Below are 16,907 nucleotides of genomic sequence, written 5' to 3' on the forward strand. Positions count from 1 at the left end.
TAGAGTTTTCTTTATGGGAATTTACTTTAGAAATCGCAAAAAGATCGGCAAGAACAGCTGGGTTAATTTCTCCGGCTCGGGTGCATCCACCTCGACCAAGATCGGCCCAATCACGCTGAACTCGCGCGGCGGCATGTGGGTGAATCTGCCCGGCGGCCTCAACTTCCGCGGCCGCTGGAAGTAAATCCACTTTGCTCGTTAGCCGAGTAGGCGAGCAGCCGTGCAGGCGAGTAGCCGCGCAGGCTAACCGGGGAGTTTGAAGTTTCCCTCAGCGGTCTGTTCGGCAAGACCATCCTCGATGAGCGAGAATAACGCGCGCGAGCGCTGCGCCGCATCGGGCCACACCACGTCCAACTCGGTGATGGGAACGGGAGCATCGGCGCCGCGCAGCACGTCCATCAACAGACCGCGTACCTGACGGTCAGTGCCCGCAAACTTCTGCACACGCTTTTTCGCTGACGCTAGCTCTTCCTCACTAGGCTGCGGACAGCCCAGCTTTTGCCACTGACATAAATCAATCACTGGGCACGCGCCGCAATCAGGGGACGATGCAGTGCACACCAAAGCGCCCATCTCCATGATGGCAGCGGAAAATTCGGCGGTGTGAGCAGTGGGTAGGAGAGCGGCGACATCGGCCAGCTCTTGCTTCCGTGCCGTCCCCGCCAAATACTTGCCATTAATCGCCCGCTGATACACACGGCGCACATTGGTATCTACCACCGGCACGCTTTGCCCAAAATGGAAAGCGGCAACTGCGCGCGCGGTGTAATCACCAATGCCGGGCAGCGCCAGTAGCTCATCCACCGAATCAGGCACCTGGCCATCGTGGTTATCAACAATCGCCTGCGCGCATTCTTTCAGACGCAGCGCGCGGCGCGGATAACCCAGCTTGCCCCAGGCGCGCAGAACCTCATCAGTAGTTGCGGCAGCAAAATCTTTGGGGGTAGGCCACATTTTTATCCACCTTTTCCAAACCGGCTCCACGCGAGCCACTGGAGTCTGCTGGCTCATCACCTCAGAAATTAGAATTCCCCAGGCAGAAGTACCTGGATCACGCCACGCGAGGTTGCGGGCGTTTACTCGAAACCAGTCGAGTATGGCTTGTTGAAACTGCGTATATGACATGTCACTGGTGATTGTACTGGCCCCTTTATTAGGCGCTGCGTCACACTCGGTGGAACAATAGCGTTTATGCCTTTGCGTAATGTTGAAAGAACCCCCGTCGATGTCTGGAACGCTCTGTCTCAGGGCAATGAGCGTTTCATGAGCTTTACGGAAGACCGCCCGAACCAGGGACCTATTCGTCGCCGTGAGGTGCGCGATGGCCAAAAGCCTGCGGCAGTGGTGATCTCCTGCTCCGATTCCCGCGTCCCAGTCGAGCTGATTTTTGACGTTGGCTTGGGCGACCTTTTCGTGGTCCGTACCGCCGGCGAAATCCTTGACCAGGCTGTCTTTGCCTCTATTGAATATGCGATTGAGTCCATTGGTGTGCCACTGGTGATTGTCATGGGACATGAATCTTGTGGTGCAGTCGCTGCAACCGCTGGCGCCCTCGACGGCGGCGAGATTCCTGGCGGCTACCAGCGCGTGCTGATTGAAAAGGTAGCGCCGTCCATCCTCGAAGCCAAGGCAGAGGGCATGAGCTCCATCAAGGACTTCGAAGAGCACCACGTGGTTGCGACCGTGAACCAAATTCTTTCGCGCTCCCCAGAGATTAACCAGAAGGTCGAAGAGGGCACCGTCGGCATCATTGGTTTGCGCTACCAGCTTTCCGATGGCCGCACTCAACCCATCATCGGCCGCAACGTAGGTCTCGACTAAAGTCTTGAGACCTACGTTGTGGGTACGAAGGTTTTCAACACGCGCGCGGCGGTTGTATCCCTGAGCAGCAATTGAGCCTAAAATGAGGGTGTGACTAACCCAAACCAGCCATCCAACAAGCTGCCGCGCGAAATCTACATGCGACGTCGCATCGCGGCGTTTGTCGTGATCTTGGTGCTGGTCATTGGTCTTTTGATCGCCTTCACCGCTTTCGGCGGCAACTCCGATGATGACGCTGCGGCGCCAGAAACCACCGAAGTTTCCGCCCCTGAAAATCCTGAGGATGAGGGCGCGAGTGAATCGGGCGAGGAAGAAATCGAATCCGAATCCGCGTCTCCTTCTGAATCGGAGGAGCCTGAAGCTTCTGAGGAAGCCACCCCGCGCGAGGATGAGGAAGACTCCGACTCCAACAATATCGATCCAGCTTTGGCTGATAAAGATATGTGCGAACTCTCCGACCTGGTTATCCGCGCATCCTCTGATGGCACCACCTACCCGAATGGTGTGCAGCCGAATTTCGGCATGACCGTGGTCAACCCGACCGGTGCTGATTGCGAGATCGACCTGGATGAGGACACGCTGCGCTTTGAGGTCTACCGCCTGACTGATAATGCGCGCATGTGGGCTGATACCGACTGCTATGAATCGGTGCAAACCGGAACCTATAACTTCCCAGCGGGCGAAGAACGCAGCTTTGATGCCGTGTGGTCCCGTCTGGCTTCTGAGCGTGGTGGCGATTGCAGCGAGCGCCCAGTCGTTGAACCAGGCGCATACTTCCTGCACACGGTCATTGGAGACAACGCCTCCGAGCCGTATACCTTCAACCTCGCCTAGGGCTAAGGCCCAATGGCTTAGCCGTAGCCTTTGATGATCGCGATGGCCTGACCGAGGGTCGAAGCGTAGGCAATCTTCATTCCCTCCACGTCGGACTTTGCACCGGCCGGCACAATCGCGTGGGTATATCCCAAACGTGCGGCTTCGCTCAGGCGGCGTTCGATATTCGGCACGCGGCGCAGCTCGCCTGCTAGGCCCACCTCGCCAATCACCACGGTCTTAGACGGCAGCGGGCGTTCATGTAAAGAAGACCAGGTTGCCAACGCGACCGCTAGGTCCGTGGCGGTTTCAGAAATGCGCACACCGCCAACGGTAGCGACATAAGCATCTTTGTCATTCGTGCGTTCGTTGGCGCGGGCTTGGAGGACCGCAAGCACCATCGGCACGCGGTTATTGTCCAGCCCCGTGACCACACGGCGAGGATTCTTGCCCACCGGGTCAACAGTCAGCGACTGCACTTCAGCCAGGATAGGTCGCACACCATCCATCGCGACGGTGACCGCCGAGCCGTCCGGCGTGGTGCCCCGGTGGGAGAGAAACAGCCCGGAGGGGTCGGCGACCTCACGGATGCCGCCGGCGGTTTGCTCAAAACAGCCGACTTCATCGGTAGCGCCAAAGCGGTTTTTAATGCCGCGCAGCATGCGCAGGCTGGATTGGCGGTCACCCTCAAAGTTGAGCACAACGTCAACCAGGTGTTCCAGCACGCGCGGACCCGCGACGTTGCCTTCTTTGGTGACGTGGCCGACCAGCAAGATGGGGATGCCAGTCGTCTTGGCTAGTGTGGTCAACGCAGCCGTCACCGCACGAGACTGCGCGACGCCACCTGCGACACCTTCCACGCCAGCCGCATGCATGGTCTGCACCGAGTCCACAATGATAAGCGATGGCTTGATTTGGTCCACGTGACCAAAGACAATATCCAGGTTGGATTCAGCAGCAAGGTATAACGTGTCATGCAAAGCCCCGGTGCGTTCAGCGCGAGTGCGAACCTGCCCCACAGACTCCTCTGCAGTCACATACAGGGCCGTGCGGGGTTCCTTGGCGGCCTGCGTCCAATGGGCAGCCACCTCTAAAAGCAACGTCGATTTGCCAACGCCTGGCTCGCCCGCCATCAACACGACGGAGCCGGGCACGATGCCATCACCGAGAACGCGGTCGAGCTCCCCAATACCGGTTTTGAGAGCTTTCGTGGTGGTGCTGGTGATCTGGGAAATCGGTTTCGCGGGTGCAGTCGGCGTTAGGCCCTTGGATACTTGGCCCGCAATTGCGGAGGCGGCGACATTCGCGCTTGCCGATGCCGGCATCGATTCCTGCAGCGTGCCCCAAGAACCGCACTCTGGGCAGCGACCCAACCACTTCGGTGAAACATAACCACATTCAGAACAGGTGTGAATGGGACGTTGCTTTTTAGCCATGTCTTCACACTTTAGTAGACCCACCAGACACGAGAAGTTATCCCGGGTATGAAGAAAGCCGCTGCCAGTCCCGAGGCGAGACCGAGCGGCGGCTGAAAGGGCTTCTGGTTGGGTTTAGAAGCCGTACTTGGACGCTGCGCGGCGAGCAGCGGAAGGGATGCCTGCACCTGGTGCACGCTGGTACTCGGTGAATACCTCGAGAACGCCCCAGATGAATGCTGCGGAAGATGCCAAGCTCAGGATGGCGTACATGGAGATTTCCTCTCGATAGGGTGAAAGTGTCTCCTCAATTATAAATATCGAGACCATTCGTGCAGCGTAAATTAGCAGCTCAGCGACAGCGAATCGAAAGGTGACGTGTCACCCGTCACTAATCTCCGGTGGAGAATATACGCTTTCACCTGCAGTGATTTAGTGTTTGAGAAGCTAACTTTTTCCTGAGTGTTTCCCGAAATTAAACTGGCTAAAACCTACCCCCGTTAGGGTGAAAACGGGCTAGGGTGTAACGCACGGCCGGCTGATGGCGACAGACCTAGTCGCCTTTACGTCCTATGCATGACCGCGGGCGGAGATCGACAAACGCGCCCAAGTATGAGAAATCCATACCTAGGCGCGCATAATCACGCACGCTCGCAGTGCGCGAGTCGAGATGAGAGGTTAGCTAACTGGTGCGTAGCCTTCTTCGCTCTCGACGTCGCGGTCGAGCTCACCGGCTGGCAGCTGAGGCGCGGAGATGGTTGCGTTCAGCTCGATGGTGCCATTGGAGAAAGTGAAGACGACTGGACGGTGACCCGCGTAGCCGTAGTCCTCATTGTCCAGGGTGGTGGTCACGTACTGGGTGGAGTCGTCCTCGGTCTGAGGGTGAGCGTCAAGCGCCTCCTGGGAATCGCCAACAATGCGGGTGTTGCGTGCCATAGGCTCCAGACCTGGCAGTGCAACGTCCTGGCCATCAACGGTGACGGACTCAAGCTCGTATGACTCATCGCTATATGCCTGGTTGGAAGCGACGAACTTCAGGGATGCTTCACCGGAATCAGCTTCAACCTGGATGACGACGTCGCGGACCGCGACATTGCCGTCTTCGCTTTCGGCCTCGCCGCCATCAACTGCTGCTACCTGGCTAGAGGTCTGGGTAATCTGGCCTGCGGAGCAAGATGCCAGCACCAAAGCGGCAATAGCAGTGGCGGAAATGGTGGCACCCTTGCGGGTAACAGACTTCAGGGACTTCACGTCGAGCGTCCTCCATCGATAGAGATCACGGGGGTTATCAACGTCTTAGCTTAGTCCTAAACGCCACGTAATTCACAGTTACTAACCTGTAGGGATGCTCACAGTGGCAATTTAGGGGGCAATCGCGGGGTGAATCGGGGGTAATCGTCCGAAATTCGGCGCACATGGCGGAATGCGCAGTATTTGCGCTGGTAATTTTGCTCAACCCTCAGCGGCGGCGGCCATGCCAAGCGTGGTAGAATCTAGCATCTGAGTGTGTCCAACGTGCATCGATAGCTGCAAGGTGTGCTGACCGATGCGCATAATGCGGCCAGAGATTCCAATCTTGAGCAAGCCTACGGGTTATGGCGCGAGCGCATTGGTGTAATGAGTGTTTATTTTAAAGGAGCTGCAATGGAGTTCAAGGTCGGCGAGGTTGTCGTATATCCCCATCATGGTGCGGCGGTGATTGAAGCTATTGAGCATCGTGAGATGGGCGGCGAGACACTGGAGTATCTCGTGTTGCAGATCAACCAGTCTGACCTTGTTGTCCGCGTTCCTTCCAAGAACGTGGAGCAGGTCGGCGTTCGTGACGTCGTAGGCAAGGAAGGCCTGGAAAAGGTCTTCTCCGTGCTGCGTGAAGTAGATGTGGAAGAGGCCGGCAACTGGTCCCGCCGTTATAAAGCGAACCAGGAGCGTCTGGCGTCCGGTGATATCAACAAGGTCGCTGAGGTTGTTCGTGACCTCTGGCGCCGTGACCAAGACCGTGGCCTGTCTGCTGGTGAGAAGCGCATGCTTGCCAAGGCGCGTCAGATTCTGGTGGGTGAACTCGCGCTCGCACAGCCAGTAGATGACAAGAAGGCCGACACCATGCTGGATGAAATCGCATCCACCATTGAGCGCCACCGCGCTGCTGGCCTGGTTGAGGATAACTCGATTACCACCACGATTGATGATGACGTCGACATGGATGACCTGTCCTTCGACGATGACGAGGACTAAAGGTGACTCGTCGCGTTAGTGCCCTGGTCGCTGCTGCTGGCCAGGGCACACGTCTAGGTGCAGCACTACCCAAAGCCTATGTGGAGCTCGCCGGCCAAACGCTGCTGGAGCGTTCTGCTCGCGCCATGCTTGATTCAGGCGTGGTTGATGACATTGCGGTGATTATTAGTCCCGCGATGGAAGACCACGCCCGCAGTATTTTTGACCAAGCCGGATTGGCTGACAGCGTGCGATTCGTGCATGGCAGCGTGGAGCGGGCCGATTCCGTGTGGGAGGGGCTTAAGTCCATCGCCGACTCCGATGGCGTCGTTTTGGTGCATGACGCCGCACGGGCGTTGACTCCACCAGCGATGATCGCCCGGGTCGTTGAAGCAGTGCGCAACGGGGCACCAGCTGCTATCCCGGTGCTGCCTGTGTCGGACACCATCAAACGAGTGGATGGACAGGTGGTCATCGACACCCCGGATCGTTCCACCTTGCGCGCGGTGCAAACCCCTCAAGCTTTTGACCTCGCGGTGTTGCGGGCGGCGAATGAGAAGTACTTCGGGGCATCACAGCGCAGCTTTGTAGCTACCGATGACGCCAGCCTCATGGAATGGTTCGGCCAGTCCGTTGCGACCGTGGACGGTGACGTCATGGCATTTAAAATCACCACGCCGCTGGACTTGACCTTGGCCAACGCGCTCGTGAATGAACAAGAAGGACACTGACAATGACTGAACCTGTGCAACCAATTATCCCGCGCGTGGGCACGGCCTTTGACGCGCACCAGATTGAGCAGGGCAAAGACTGCTGGATCGCCGGCCTGCTTTTCCCCGACGTTGCTGGCTGCGAGGGGCATTCCGATGGCGATGTGGTCTCCCATGCGATTGTGGATGCGCTATTATCCGCCGCCAACCTGGGCGACTTGGGTTCTTTCGTCGGCGTCGGCCGCAAAGAATATGACGGTGTCTTAGGGGCGCGTCTGTTGAAAGAATGTCGCGAGCTACTGGAATCTCACGGATTTATCATCGGCAACGCCAGCGCACAGCTTATCGGCCAGACTCCCAAGATGGGACCGCGCCGCGAGGAAGCCGAGGCCACCTTGTCCGAGCTTCTGGGCGCACCGGTATCGGTATCCGCTACTACCACGGACCACATGGGCTTTACCGGCAGTGGGCAAGGCCGCGCAGCTATTGCCTCCGCCGTGGTGTGGAAGGCCTCGCAATAACGGCCAGTTCCTTCGCGTCACCCATTTGGGGTTATTTCATCCCGCTCCATCAGTAATTCGCTCAGACTGCTGGGGCGGTTTCGCCGTTTTCATGCCGAGCCGCACGCCTATCATTTCGCTGGGTGGGACGGAGTTTAGGGCTTGCCCCAGCCACCACGAGGTTAGCCCTCGATAGTGAGCTCGGCGAAAGTCATTCCCACCGTGCCCTGACCGTGTTAGTTTGAGTGAACAGTCCAAAATGTGCGACAGATTACATCTGTGGCGCAATTTCAAGCAACTGACATATTGACTAAAGAAGGGCAGGGGCGGGCACATGGATAAACTCATGGAGCCGCTACAGCGACTCGGAAAAGCCTTGATGGGTGCGGTGGCCGTGATGCCACTGGCGGCACTCATGATGGGTGTTGGCTACTGGATTACTTCCGTCGGCGGGGATAACGCGGTCATCTTCGGTGACCTTCTCCTCAAAACCGGCGGCGCGGTGCTGGATAACCTGGGCATCATTTTCGCCATCGCAATTGCTTTTGGTCTCTCCAAAGATAATTCCGGCGCGGCAGCCTTGGCTGGTTTCGTCGGTTTTGCCACGCTGGTCAACCTGATTGGGCCGGATGCCATCGCGGGTTATCGCGGCATCGACCCAGCGGAATTAAGCGGCGATGAGGCTATGAACTGGGCTGAGGCCGGCTGGGACGGCATCGGTTATGGCAATGTCTTATTCGGAATCCTCATCGGTATCCTCGCAGCGTGGACATATAATAAGTTCTATCAGACCCAGCTTCCGGACGCCCTGGCATTCTTCTCCGGGCGCCGTTTGGTGCCTATCTTGGCCTCCATTTTCTCTGCCATCGTCGCGGGAATTATGTACGTCGTTTGGCCGCTGGTCTACTCCGCGCTCTTTTCTTTTGGAGCTTGGATCCAAGGTCTTGGCGCGGTGGGCGCGGGTCTTTATGGCTTTGCTAACCGCCTGCTCATCCCCACTGGCCTGCACCATGCGTTGAATTCAGTCTTTTGGTTCGATGTCATGGGTATTGATGACATCCGCAAATTCCAGGAGGGCCCCGCCACCATTGAGGCGGCGAATGCGGCTACCGATGCCCTAAGCTGCCCCGGCGTGTGGGACGGCACCACGTGTGAGGTAGTTGGCATCATCGGCCAGTATCAGGCCGGTTTCTTCCCGATCATGATGTTCGGTCTGCCGGGCGCGGCGCTGGCGATTTACCTGCGCGCAAAGACCAAGCGACGCAAGGCAGTCGGCGCGCTGATGATGGCCGCGGCCGTCGCGTCCTTCTTCACTGGCGTGACCGAGCCACTCGAGTTCTCCTTCATGTTCCTGGCACCGTTGCTGTACCTGGTGCACGCTATCTTGACCGGCATTTCTCTGGCCATTGCGTCCGCGATGGGATGGACCGCCGGCTTTGGGTTCAGCGCGGGTGCGGTGGACTTTTTGCTTTCATCGCAAAACCCGTTGGCCAATCAGTGGTGGATGTTGTTGGTCATGGGCGTGGTGTATTTCTTCATCTACCTCGCCATTTTCTACTTCCTTATTGGCGCGTTGAATATTAAAACGCCTGGCCGTGAAGATGATGACGCAGAGCAGCTTGCCGATGCTCCATCCACCGATGCCCCATCCACCGACAATCCCCATTCCCACACCGCCGCACAAATCATTGCCGGATTGGGCGGTAAGACCAATATTGACTCGATTGATTATTGCTCCACGCGCCTGCGCACCAAGGTCACGAACCCGACGTTGGTGGAGGAATCAGAGATTCGAAAAGCCCAGATTTCTGGACTGGTGCGCCCGTCGAAGCAAACCGTGCAGGTGATTATCGGTCCGAAGGTGCAATTTGTCTATGACGAAGTCGCGCGCATGCTGGCGCAATCCGGCGTGGACACGGAGCTCATCGGGGAGCGTCCCGAATCCGAGCTGGAGGGCGATATCGCAACGGCAACAGCGCCCCGCCAAACCACAGCCGTGGGTACCACCGTCGAGCTTTTAACACCGACTGTGGGTACGGTGACGGCGATTGAACATGTTGCTGATGAGGCCTTTGCCACCAAGTCTGTTGGCGATGGTTTTGCCCTGATACCGGTGGATTCGGCGGCAACATTTGATGTCTGCGCCCCGGCATCGGGCAGTGTGGACATGATATTTAAAACCAATCATGCATTCTCGCTGACCACCACAGACGGCCTGGAGGTTTTGGTGCACATTGGGTTCGACACGGTGAAACTCAAAGGGGCAGGTTTCACCCGCCACATTGAGCAAGGTGAGCAGGTTGAAGCCGGTCAGCCGATTATCCGCGTGGATGCCCAAGCATTGCGCGCTCAAGGCGTGGATCTGACCATCGCCGTTGTGATGCCCACCAAGCAGCAAGTTGGAAAGGTCACACTTGGGAATGGAAATGGCATGCTCGGCGCTTCTGTAATCATGGTCTAGGTTATTCTTGACTGAAAGCTGAAGAAATCAAGATGTGGAAATGAGGCAGCCTCCATGGAAATTATCATTTGCGAGACCCTGAAGGATGTGGCTTTTCGGGCCGCAGATGTCATCCAGGAATATGCCAACCAGGATGCTGTCCTGGGCGTTGCTACCGGCTCCACGCCATTGGCGACCTACCAGGAACTCATCCGCCGCCACCTCGCCGGTGAGGTGAGCTTCAAAAACACCACGATGTTCGCGCTCGATGAATACGTTGGTTTGCCCATTGAACATGAGCAAAGCTACTACCACGTGATTCACTCAGAATTTTCCGACCACGTCGATGTTGACCCGGCAAACGTACACATCCCAGACGGTTTGGCAGAAGATCTGGCGGGCGCCTGTGCGGACTATGAGCAGGCAATCGTTGATGCCGGTGGCATTGACCTGCAGCTTTTGGGTGTGGGAACCAATGGCCACGTCGGATTCAATGAGCCATCCAGCTCTTTGTCGTCGCTCACACGCCAAAAGACCCTGCACCCACAGACCGTGCACGATAATGCGCGTTTCTTCGACTCCGCCGAGGAAGTCCCCGTGCACGTGGTCACCCAAGGCTTGGGTACCATCTCACGCGCAGGCCACCTGCTGCTGCTCGCGACCGGCGAGAATAAAGCGAATGCCGTCGCTAACCTAGTGGAAGGCCCGTTGTCTGCATCCTGCCCAGCATCCATCCTGCAGGTGCACCCACGAGCGACAGTGATTGTGGATGTAGCCGCAGCCAGCCAGCTTCACAACACCGACTATTACGAGTTCATCCAAAAGCATAAACCCGCCTAAGCCAGCTGTTTAGTTCCCAACTGGCGGGCGGTAGACTAAAGCACGTGAATCTACGTATTTTTGACACCGCCACCCGTTCGTTGCGCGACTTTGAGCCGATTAAACCCGGCCACGCTTCGATCTATTTGTGTGGTGCCACCCCACAAGCCAAGCCCCACATCGGTCACCTGCGCTCAGGCGTAGCTTTCGATATCGTGCGCCGCTGGCTCACCGCCCAAGGCTTGGACGTGGCTTTTGTCCGCAATGTCACCGACATTGATGACAAGATTTTAACGAAAGCCGCTGACAATAACCGCCCGTGGTGGGAATGGGTCTCTACCTATGAGCGCGAATTCACCAAGGCTTATGACTTACTCGGCGTCCTCCCTCCCTCGGTCGAGCCCCGCGCCACCGGCTTTGTCACGCAAATGGTGGACTACATGCAACGGTTGATGGACCGCGGGTTCGCGTATGCATCAGAGGGCTCGGTGTACTTCGACGTCGCCGCATGGGTCAATGCAGAAGGCTCCGACTATGGCTCCTTATCCGGTAACCACGTGGAGGAAATGGAGCAGGGGGAGTCGGATGTCATCGGCAAGCGAAGCCCCCAAGACTTTGCTCTGTGGAAAGCCGCTAAACCCGGCGAGCCCTCCTGGCCCACGCCGTGGGGTGACGGCCGTCCCGGCTGGCACCTGGAATGCTCAGCGATGTCCACCTACTACCTGGGCGAAAGCTTCGACATCCACGGCGGCGGCCTCGACCTGCAATTCCCACACCACGAGAATGAAATCGCGCAATCGCATGCTGCGGGCGACGGCTTTGCCAATTTCTGGATGCACAACCACTGGGTGACCATGGCCGGGGAGAAAATGTCTAAGTCCCTGGGCAACGTGCTCGCCGTGGATAATCTGCTGGAAATAGTTCGTCCGCAAGAATTGCGCTATTATCTGGGGTCTGCACATTATCGCTCTGTTCTGGAGTACTCCGAAGGTGCGCTGACCGAGGCAGCCGCAGGCTACCGTCGCATTGAGGAGTTCCTAGCACGCTTTGACAACGTGGAACCTGGGCAGTGGACCGAGGGCTTTGAGAAGGCCATGAATGATGACTTCTCAGTACCTAAGGCACTGGCTGAAATTCATGTTGCTGTTCGTGAGGGCAATAAGGCCCTATCTGCTTCCGATGAGCAGACTGCACAAACCTTGGCAGAGTCAGTTCGCCGCATGGCCGCTATTTTGGGTTTCGACCCGCTCAGTGACCAGTGGACCGCTGGTGGAACTGATGATTCTGCTGCGATGGTCGCGTTGGATGTTTTGGTCCAAGCCGAACTGTCACGCCGCGCGCAAGCTCGTGCAGAAAAGAACTGGGCTGTTGCTGATGAAGTCCGCGATCGTCTCGCTGAAGCCGGAATTACCGTAATTGATTCCGCTGATGGCGCCACGTGGTCGCTGAATTAAACCACCTTTAAGGAGAAAACTTATGGCACGTACTCACGGCCGCGGAGGCGCAGGTCCCCGTAAAACCAATAAGAAGGGCGCCGTCAAAGGCACCGGCGGTCAGCGCCGCAAGGGGCTAGAAGGCAAGGGACCTACCCCGAAGGCTGAAGACCGCGTTTATCACGCGAAGCACAAGGCGAAGCTGCGCCGTCAGCGCAGTGAATCCGGACGCCATGAGAAAGAGACCGCGGAGATGGTCGTCGGCCGCAACCCGGTCATCGAATGCCTGCATGCGAAGGTGCCAGCGACCAGCTTGTACATCGTGCAGGGCACGCGTAACGATGAACGCCTGTCCGAAGCCGTCGCCATTGCCAATGGCCGCAACCTTCCGATTTTGGAAGTCCAGCGCCACGTCATGGACCAGATGACTGGCAATGGCATGCACCAGGGCATTGGCCTGCAGATTCCGCCTTATAAGTACGCCGATGTGCATGACCTGATTGCTAATGCTGCTGATAAGCAGGAGCCAGGCATGTTTGTCATCTTGGATAACATCACCGACCCACGTAACTTGGGCGCGGTTATTCGTTCCGTTGCGGCTTTCGGCGGCGATGGCGTGATTATCCCTGAGCGTCGTTCGGCATCAGTGACCGCGGTGGCGTGGCGTACCTCAGCTGGTACCGCGGCGCGCCTGCCGGTTGCGCGTGAGACCAACATGACCCGCACCGTGAAGGAATTCCAGAAGAATGGCTACCAGGTCGTTGGCTTGGATACCGGCGGCGAGCACACCCTGGATACCTACAAGGGCGGCAAGGACCCAGTGGTTATTGTCATCGGTTCTGAAGGCAAGGGTATTTCGCGTCTGGTGAAGGAAAACTGTGACGTTGTCATGTCCATTCCGATGACCAGCTGGGTCGAATCGCTGAATGCTTCTGTTGCGGCTGGTGCCGTGCTGTCTGAGTTCGCCCGTCAGCGCCGCGTCGCGAATGAGACCTAAACTTTATTAAAGTTTGCCCACCTGTGGATAACTACCGCGTTTAGTTGACGCATCAGCGTAGTTGTCCACAGGTTTTTCGGTTTTCACTAGCCCTGCCTTGCGCTGTGCCATAGCGTCAGGTTTATGGAACTTTTAGCAGCGTTTACTTATGTCAATAGCCAGGGCATGGCGCTATTGCGGCTATTTTCTTCGCAGTCGCCTTATGACCTGACGCGCTTGGGCATGGAATTAAAGACCGCGAAAAGCATTATTAACGCAAGCACAGCCTATTTTGGTCCGACGGATTCCCCGCGCAAGCAACAAGACGCCGTGGAGCTTGCCACATCGCGCGGCTTATCACTGGAGCATCTGCTGGTGATTGAGTTTTATGCCAGGAAGCTCAAGTCCTACCGCGGGCAGGCATGGAAGCTGCGCGTCGAGCTGCTTGCGCATGAGGGCGGCATCGATGAAATTCGCAAGCTGGGCCTAGCGCGAGTCGATGAGCTCAAGCCTGCGAAGCCACCAACAGCGGGCGTGCGCGTGGGCACTACCCGGATGGGGATGCGCACGATGGTCATTACGGATTCCGAGCGCAAGATTACCGACCTGGAGAAATCTTTGGATGCCCTCGCCGATCCGGAAGCTCCCCGGCCACAGGGGTTGCTGGATGCGTTGTGGCAGCGGATGGAACGCGGTGGGAGGTTTGAGCCGAAATATTCCACGGTGATTGCCATCGGGTTGGATGATTTTGCCAAAATTAATGCCGGGCTTGCCGATGACGTCACCGTCGGCCTCTCCGATGGCTCCACCATGAGCGGGCAAGAGCTCGTCAACGCTGCGCTGGCTGGCGCACTCGGCGATGACATTTACGCCGGGCTTTTCCACCCCACGCAAGGCCCGGTGAATTTGTATGAGGCACGGTTTGCTTCTTTCAAGCACCGTTTACTGGCGAAAGCGGAGAACCTCGTGTGCCCGTGGCCTGATTGCAATGTGCCCGCTGATAGGTGCCAGATACACCACATCGATGCCCACAAGCACGGCGGGCACACCACCCCTGCGAATCTGACCACCCTGTGCCGCTATCACAATGGTGTCAATGATGATGACCAGCGCGGACAGGGCCGGGCGGGACACAAAAGCCGCGGGCGCATGAGGCGGCATCGCGGAAAGGTGCGCTATACCTCGCCCGGTGGGCACACCTTTGGCAATACCCATCAGGTCTCAGACCTAGGAGCGATGGACCTGATTAACTAGCTGAGCTCGAAGAAATTCGCGACGACTTCTGTCGCCGTAAAAGAATCTGTATTCTTTCCCAAGCGCGGGTCGAGCTCTTTGCCGGATGGCACGACATGTCCCATGTCTTGCACCGTCCACAATTCAACCGGGTTGGCACCGGGCCATGTGGTGATCTCAACATCAGGATAAGGATTGCTGGTCTCAGGCTCACCTGCGTGATTGTGCTCGGCAAAGAACGCGCCGGTCGCGGGAGCGGAGAGCACTTCGCCGCGGGTGCGTTTGACGTGGATGCCTGCCATGCCGCCCTCATAGGGCGCTTTATCATCCAGCGTGCCGTGAATCATCAGCAGCGGCGTGGGCTCATAGGCGTCGATGGGATTGGTCGGCGCAAGGTTTTCACCAGCGGCTAAGGTCGCGGCGAAACAAGCGGCGCCGGAAAGCAGACCTGGGGCATCGAAAAGCAAGCGCAAGACCATCTGCCCGCCATTGGAATAGCCACAGGCAAAAATCCGGCCGATATTGTACTCGGCGCGTAGCTCATCAATCAGGGCGCGTGTGAACCCGACGTCATCGGTGCCCAGCTCACGCGTCTTTTCCGGCAGATGCTTGCGGGCATCATTGAAGTGATTATGGATACCGCCCGGATAGGCGACAATCGTGTTGCAGCTGGCGAGCGCATCAAAAGTGAAATCAGTAAAACGCCGAATCACATTCGGGGACTGCAAAGAACCATGAAAGACCAGCAGCAAATCTTGCGGTGAATCTTCGGGGTTCTCCGGTGGAATGAGAACGTAGCGGCGTTCAGTGTCCTGGAATGTAATCCGGCGTTGTTCCATAAGCCTAAAGCTTAATCATCGTGGTGGTCGGTGTGATGGATTTCTGCCGGGTCGGCGTTATTGTGCTGCGGGGTAACGGTTGCTGCGAAAGACGCAGAGGAACGTTTTGCAGCGATATCATCGCGTACCGCGCGGCGATTGTTGACTGCGCCAATACCGCGGCAGATGAGATAAATGACAAAAGAAATAGTGGTCACAAAGACGGAGACCGGAAGTCCTGGCGCTAGCGACAAGATCAAGCCGCCAACCGCAGCGATCTCGGCGAAGATGACCGACCACATGACGGACTTCAGCGGAGAAGACGTAATCTGCACCGCCGCAGCGCCTGGGGTAATCAGCAGTGCCATCACCAAAAGCGCACCGACAATCTGCACAGACTGCGCAGCAGCCAGGCCGACGAGGATAGCGAAAAGCACGGAGATAGCGCGCACCGGAATCCCGGCGGCCTGCGCCATGACCGGGTCGGCGGACGCAAAAAGCATAGGGCGCCAAAAGAGCACTACGGCGCCGACAATAATGAGCGTGGTCAGCGCGAGCAGCCAAATCGAGGCGCCAGAAACACCCACAATTTGACCGGTCAGAAGCGACATCGCCGCCGTGGAGTTACCGGGATAAAGGTGAATAAACAGCACCGAGAGACCCAAACCGAAGCTCATGACCACGCCAATGGCGCTATCTTGCTGGCCTTTGAAACCCAGTACCGCAAGAACAATCGCCGCTCCAATCGCGCCGGCAATCGCACCCCAACCAATATTGAGGCCGAAAAGCAGCGCTGCTGCAGCACCCATCAGCGCGAGCTCGGAGGTCGCGTGCACCGAAAAAGACATCTGGCGCAGCACAATCAGCGAGGTCATCACACCAGAGAGCACACCGAGCAATGCACACGCAATCAGCGCCTGCTGCACGAAATCTACAGAGAGCAGATAGCCGGTGTCTTCAACCAAGGTCTGAAAATCCATTAGGCGACAATAATCCTTCCATCGACATTCAACACCTTGACGTTTGCGCCATAAAGCTCCGATAAAACCTCGGTGCGCATGACCTCATCGACCGTGCCCAGCATGTGCCCGTGCGGCGCTAGATACAGCACGCGCGAGACCACATCGAGCACCGGATTAATACCGTGGGTGACAAATAGCACCGCGGTGTCTTTCTCGTGGCGGCGGCGCTGCAGCCTCTCGATGGTCATCTGTTGGCGCGCTGGGTCCAGCGACAGCAGGGGTTCATCGGCAAGAATGACCTGCGGATCATTAGCCAACGCCTGGGCTTGGCGCACCAGCTGTTGCTGGCCGCCGGATAGTTGCCCGACGCGTCGGTTAGCAATGCCTTCAGCGCCAACCTCGGCCAAAAGCGCATCGACCTGCGCCTTCGACGGGCTACGCTTACCGATGACCCCATGCGCCAACGACAATGACACCAAATCACGCGCACGCAACGGCAACTGCGGCGGGAACATGCGCTGCTGCGGGATATAACCAATCCGGGCGTTGACGTCCAGCGTGCCGGCAGTCAGGTGGCGGGTGCCCAAAATAGTGCCCAGCAGCGTGGATTTACCGACGCCATTGGGCCCTAACACGGCGATGAACTCACCGGGGTGTACTTCCAAGTCCAGCCCGGACCACAATGGGTCCACGGCGGCTTGAGAAAAAGAAACTAACATCAAACTCCAAAGGATGGGTGAGCTTGTCTAAGCCAGA

The 16,907-nt window shown here is 57.5% G+C and carries 19 protein-coding genes; 11 read left to right on the forward strand and 8 right to left on the reverse strand.

The annotated features are described in order from the left end of the window. Positions 1–13: 13 nt before the first annotated feature. Positions 14–184: a DUF4236 domain-containing protein gene (locus tag ACG98I_RS05710; RefSeq protein WP_394718992.1), complete on the forward strand. Its 171-nt coding sequence runs from the start codon at positions 14–16 to the stop codon at positions 182–184. A 59-nt stretch (positions 185–243) separates the two neighbouring features. Here the strand turns inward: ACG98I_RS05710 and ACG98I_RS05715 are convergent, their stop codons facing one another. After that, positions 244–1,125 carry an A/G-specific adenine glycosylase gene (locus tag ACG98I_RS05715; RefSeq protein ID WP_394718990.1) on the reverse strand — a complete coding sequence of 294 codons (882 nt, stop codon included), beginning with the start codon at positions 1,123–1,125 and terminating at the stop codon, positions 244–246. A 66-nt stretch (positions 1,126–1,191) separates the two neighbouring features. On the opposite strand from ACG98I_RS05715, the gene ACG98I_RS05720 reads away from it, so the two are divergent. Then, on the forward strand, positions 1,192–1,821 hold the full coding sequence (locus ACG98I_RS05720) for a carbonic anhydrase (protein ID WP_394718988.1): 630 nt from the start codon (positions 1,192–1,194) through the stop codon (positions 1,819–1,821). Between the two features lie 90 nt (positions 1,822–1,911). Further along, positions 1,912–2,655 (forward strand): hypothetical protein, encoded by a 744-nt coding sequence (locus tag ACG98I_RS05725; RefSeq protein WP_394718986.1) that lies wholly within the window; start codon positions 1,912–1,914, stop codon positions 2,653–2,655. Between the two features lie 17 nt (positions 2,656–2,672). Here ACG98I_RS05725 and radA read toward each other — a convergent pair whose 3' ends face one another. From radA to ACG98I_RS05745, 4 genes are all read right to left on the reverse strand, one after another. Continuing rightward, on the reverse strand, positions 2,673–4,070 hold the full coding sequence (gene radA, locus ACG98I_RS05730) for a DNA repair protein RadA (RefSeq protein ID WP_394718985.1): 1,398 nt from the start codon (positions 4,068–4,070) through the stop codon (positions 2,673–2,675). 114 nt (positions 4,071–4,184) lie between these two features. Beyond that, positions 4,185–4,322: a hypothetical protein gene (locus ACG98I_RS05735; RefSeq protein WP_394718983.1), complete on the reverse strand. Its 138-nt coding sequence runs from the start codon at positions 4,320–4,322 to the stop codon at positions 4,185–4,187. A 405-nt stretch (positions 4,323–4,727) separates the two neighbouring features. Next, complete coding sequence (locus ACG98I_RS05740) at positions 4,728–5,300, reverse strand: hypothetical protein (protein ID WP_394718982.1); 573 nt, start codon at positions 5,298–5,300, stop codon at positions 4,728–4,730. Positions 5,301–5,501: 201 nt separating this feature from the next. Next, the gene (locus ACG98I_RS05745; protein ID WP_394718981.1) at positions 5,502–5,633 is read right to left on the reverse strand and encodes a hypothetical protein; all 132 of its coding nucleotides are present in this window, start codon (positions 5,631–5,633) and stop codon (positions 5,502–5,504) included. Between the two features lie 60 nt (positions 5,634–5,693). Between ACG98I_RS05745 and ACG98I_RS05750 the strand changes: the two genes are divergently transcribed. The 8 genes from ACG98I_RS05750 (at position 5,694) to ACG98I_RS05785 (ending at position 14,392) form a co-directional block, all read left to right on the forward strand. Next, positions 5,694–6,281 (forward strand): CarD family transcriptional regulator, encoded by a 588-nt coding sequence (locus tag ACG98I_RS05750; protein WP_394718980.1) that lies wholly within the window; start codon positions 5,694–5,696, stop codon positions 6,279–6,281. 2 nt (positions 6,282–6,283) lie between these two features. Next, positions 6,284–6,991 (forward strand): 2-C-methyl-D-erythritol 4-phosphate cytidylyltransferase, encoded by a 708-nt coding sequence (ispD, locus tag ACG98I_RS05755; protein ID WP_394718978.1) that lies wholly within the window; start codon positions 6,284–6,286, stop codon positions 6,989–6,991. 2 nt (positions 6,992–6,993) lie between these two features. Then, a complete protein-coding gene (ispF, locus tag ACG98I_RS05760; protein ID WP_394718976.1) occupies positions 6,994–7,491 on the forward strand; it encodes a 2-C-methyl-D-erythritol 2,4-cyclodiphosphate synthase in 498 nt (165 codons plus the stop codon). 313 nt (positions 7,492–7,804) lie between these two features. After that, positions 7,805–9,931, forward strand: a complete 2,127-nt coding sequence (nagE, locus tag ACG98I_RS05765; RefSeq protein WP_394718975.1) for an N-acetylglucosamine-specific PTS transporter subunit IIBC — start codon at positions 7,805–7,807, stop codon at positions 9,929–9,931. 54 nt (positions 9,932–9,985) lie between these two features. Further along, positions 9,986–10,750 carry a glucosamine-6-phosphate deaminase gene (gene nagB / locus ACG98I_RS05770; protein ID WP_394718973.1) on the forward strand — a complete coding sequence of 255 codons (765 nt, stop codon included), beginning with the start codon at positions 9,986–9,988 and terminating at the stop codon, positions 10,748–10,750. 44 nt (positions 10,751–10,794) lie between these two features. Beyond that, positions 10,795–12,183, forward strand: coding sequence for a cysteine--tRNA ligase (gene cysS / locus ACG98I_RS05775; protein WP_394718971.1), 1,389 nt, complete (start codon positions 10,795–10,797; stop codon positions 12,181–12,183). 22 nt (positions 12,184–12,205) lie between these two features. Further along, positions 12,206–13,159 (forward strand): 23S rRNA (guanosine(2251)-2'-O)-methyltransferase RlmB, encoded by a 954-nt coding sequence (gene rlmB, locus ACG98I_RS05780; protein WP_394718969.1) that lies wholly within the window; start codon positions 12,206–12,208, stop codon positions 13,157–13,159. A gap of 123 nt (positions 13,160–13,282) precedes the next feature. Beyond that, positions 13,283–14,392, forward strand: a complete 1,110-nt coding sequence (locus tag ACG98I_RS05785; RefSeq protein WP_394718967.1) for an HNH endonuclease signature motif containing protein — start codon at positions 13,283–13,285, stop codon at positions 14,390–14,392. Here ACG98I_RS05785 and ACG98I_RS05790 read toward each other — a convergent pair. Genes ACG98I_RS05790 through ACG98I_RS05800 form a run of 3 tightly spaced genes read right to left on the reverse strand, consistent with a single transcriptional unit; the run spans position 14,389 to position 16,870 of the window. Next, a complete protein-coding gene (locus ACG98I_RS05790; protein ID WP_394718965.1) occupies positions 14,389–15,210 on the reverse strand; it encodes an alpha/beta hydrolase family esterase in 822 nt (273 codons plus the stop codon). The two genes, ACG98I_RS05785 and ACG98I_RS05790, sit on opposite strands and share 4 nt — an antisense overlap. 11 nt (positions 15,211–15,221) lie before the next feature. After that, a complete protein-coding gene (locus tag ACG98I_RS05795; protein WP_394718963.1) occupies positions 15,222–16,169 on the reverse strand; it encodes a metal ABC transporter permease in 948 nt (315 codons plus the stop codon). Then, the gene (locus tag ACG98I_RS05800; RefSeq protein ID WP_394718961.1) at positions 16,169–16,870 is read right to left on the reverse strand and encodes a metal ABC transporter ATP-binding protein; all 702 of its coding nucleotides are present in this window, start codon (positions 16,868–16,870) and stop codon (positions 16,169–16,171) included. Before ACG98I_RS05800 ends, ACG98I_RS05795 begins: the two co-directional genes overlap by 1 nt. Positions 16,871–16,907: the final 37 nt, after the last annotated feature.

The sequence above is a fragment of the Corynebacterium sp. L4757 genome, from assembly GCF_043673995.1.
In the GTDB taxonomy this organism is placed as follows: Bacteria; Actinomycetota; Actinomycetes; order Mycobacteriales; family Mycobacteriaceae; genus Corynebacterium.

Coding starts and splice junctions, on each gene's coding strand:
- ACG98I_RS05800 (WP_394718961.1), bottom strand. CDS start 16,870: ATGTTAGTTTCTTTTTCTCAAGCCGCCGTGGACCCATTGTGGTCCGGG.
- ACG98I_RS05795 (WP_394718963.1), bottom strand. CDS start 16,169: ATGGATTTTCAGACCTTGGTTGAAGACACCGGCTATCTGCTCTCTGTA.
- ACG98I_RS05735 (WP_394718983.1), bottom strand. CDS start 4,322: ATGTACGCCATCCTGAGCTTGGCATCTTCCGCAGCATTCATCTGGGGC.
- rlmB (WP_394718969.1), top strand. CDS start 12,206: ATGGCACGTACTCACGGCCGCGGAGGCGCAGGTCCCCGTAAAACCAAT.
- ispF (WP_394718976.1), top strand. CDS start 6,994: ATGACTGAACCTGTGCAACCAATTATCCCGCGCGTGGGCACGGCCTTT.
- ACG98I_RS05785 (WP_394718967.1), top strand. CDS start 13,283: ATGGAACTTTTAGCAGCGTTTACTTATGTCAATAGCCAGGGCATGGCG.
- nagE (WP_394718975.1), top strand. CDS start 7,805: ATGGATAAACTCATGGAGCCGCTACAGCGACTCGGAAAAGCCTTGATG.
- nagB (WP_394718973.1), top strand. CDS start 9,986: ATGGAAATTATCATTTGCGAGACCCTGAAGGATGTGGCTTTTCGGGCC.
- ACG98I_RS05710 (WP_394718992.1), top strand. CDS start 14: ATGGGAATTTACTTTAGAAATCGCAAAAAGATCGGCAAGAACAGCTGG.
- ACG98I_RS05715 (WP_394718990.1), bottom strand. CDS start 1,125: ATGTCATATACGCAGTTTCAACAAGCCATACTCGACTGGTTTCGAGTA.
- ACG98I_RS05720 (WP_394718988.1), top strand. CDS start 1,192: ATGCCTTTGCGTAATGTTGAAAGAACCCCCGTCGATGTCTGGAACGCT.
- ACG98I_RS05750 (WP_394718980.1), top strand. CDS start 5,694: ATGGAGTTCAAGGTCGGCGAGGTTGTCGTATATCCCCATCATGGTGCG.
- ACG98I_RS05790 (WP_394718965.1), bottom strand. CDS start 15,210: ATGGAACAACGCCGGATTACATTCCAGGACACTGAACGCCGCTACGTT.
- radA (WP_394718985.1), bottom strand. CDS start 4,070: ATGGCTAAAAAGCAACGTCCCATTCACACCTGTTCTGAATGTGGTTAT.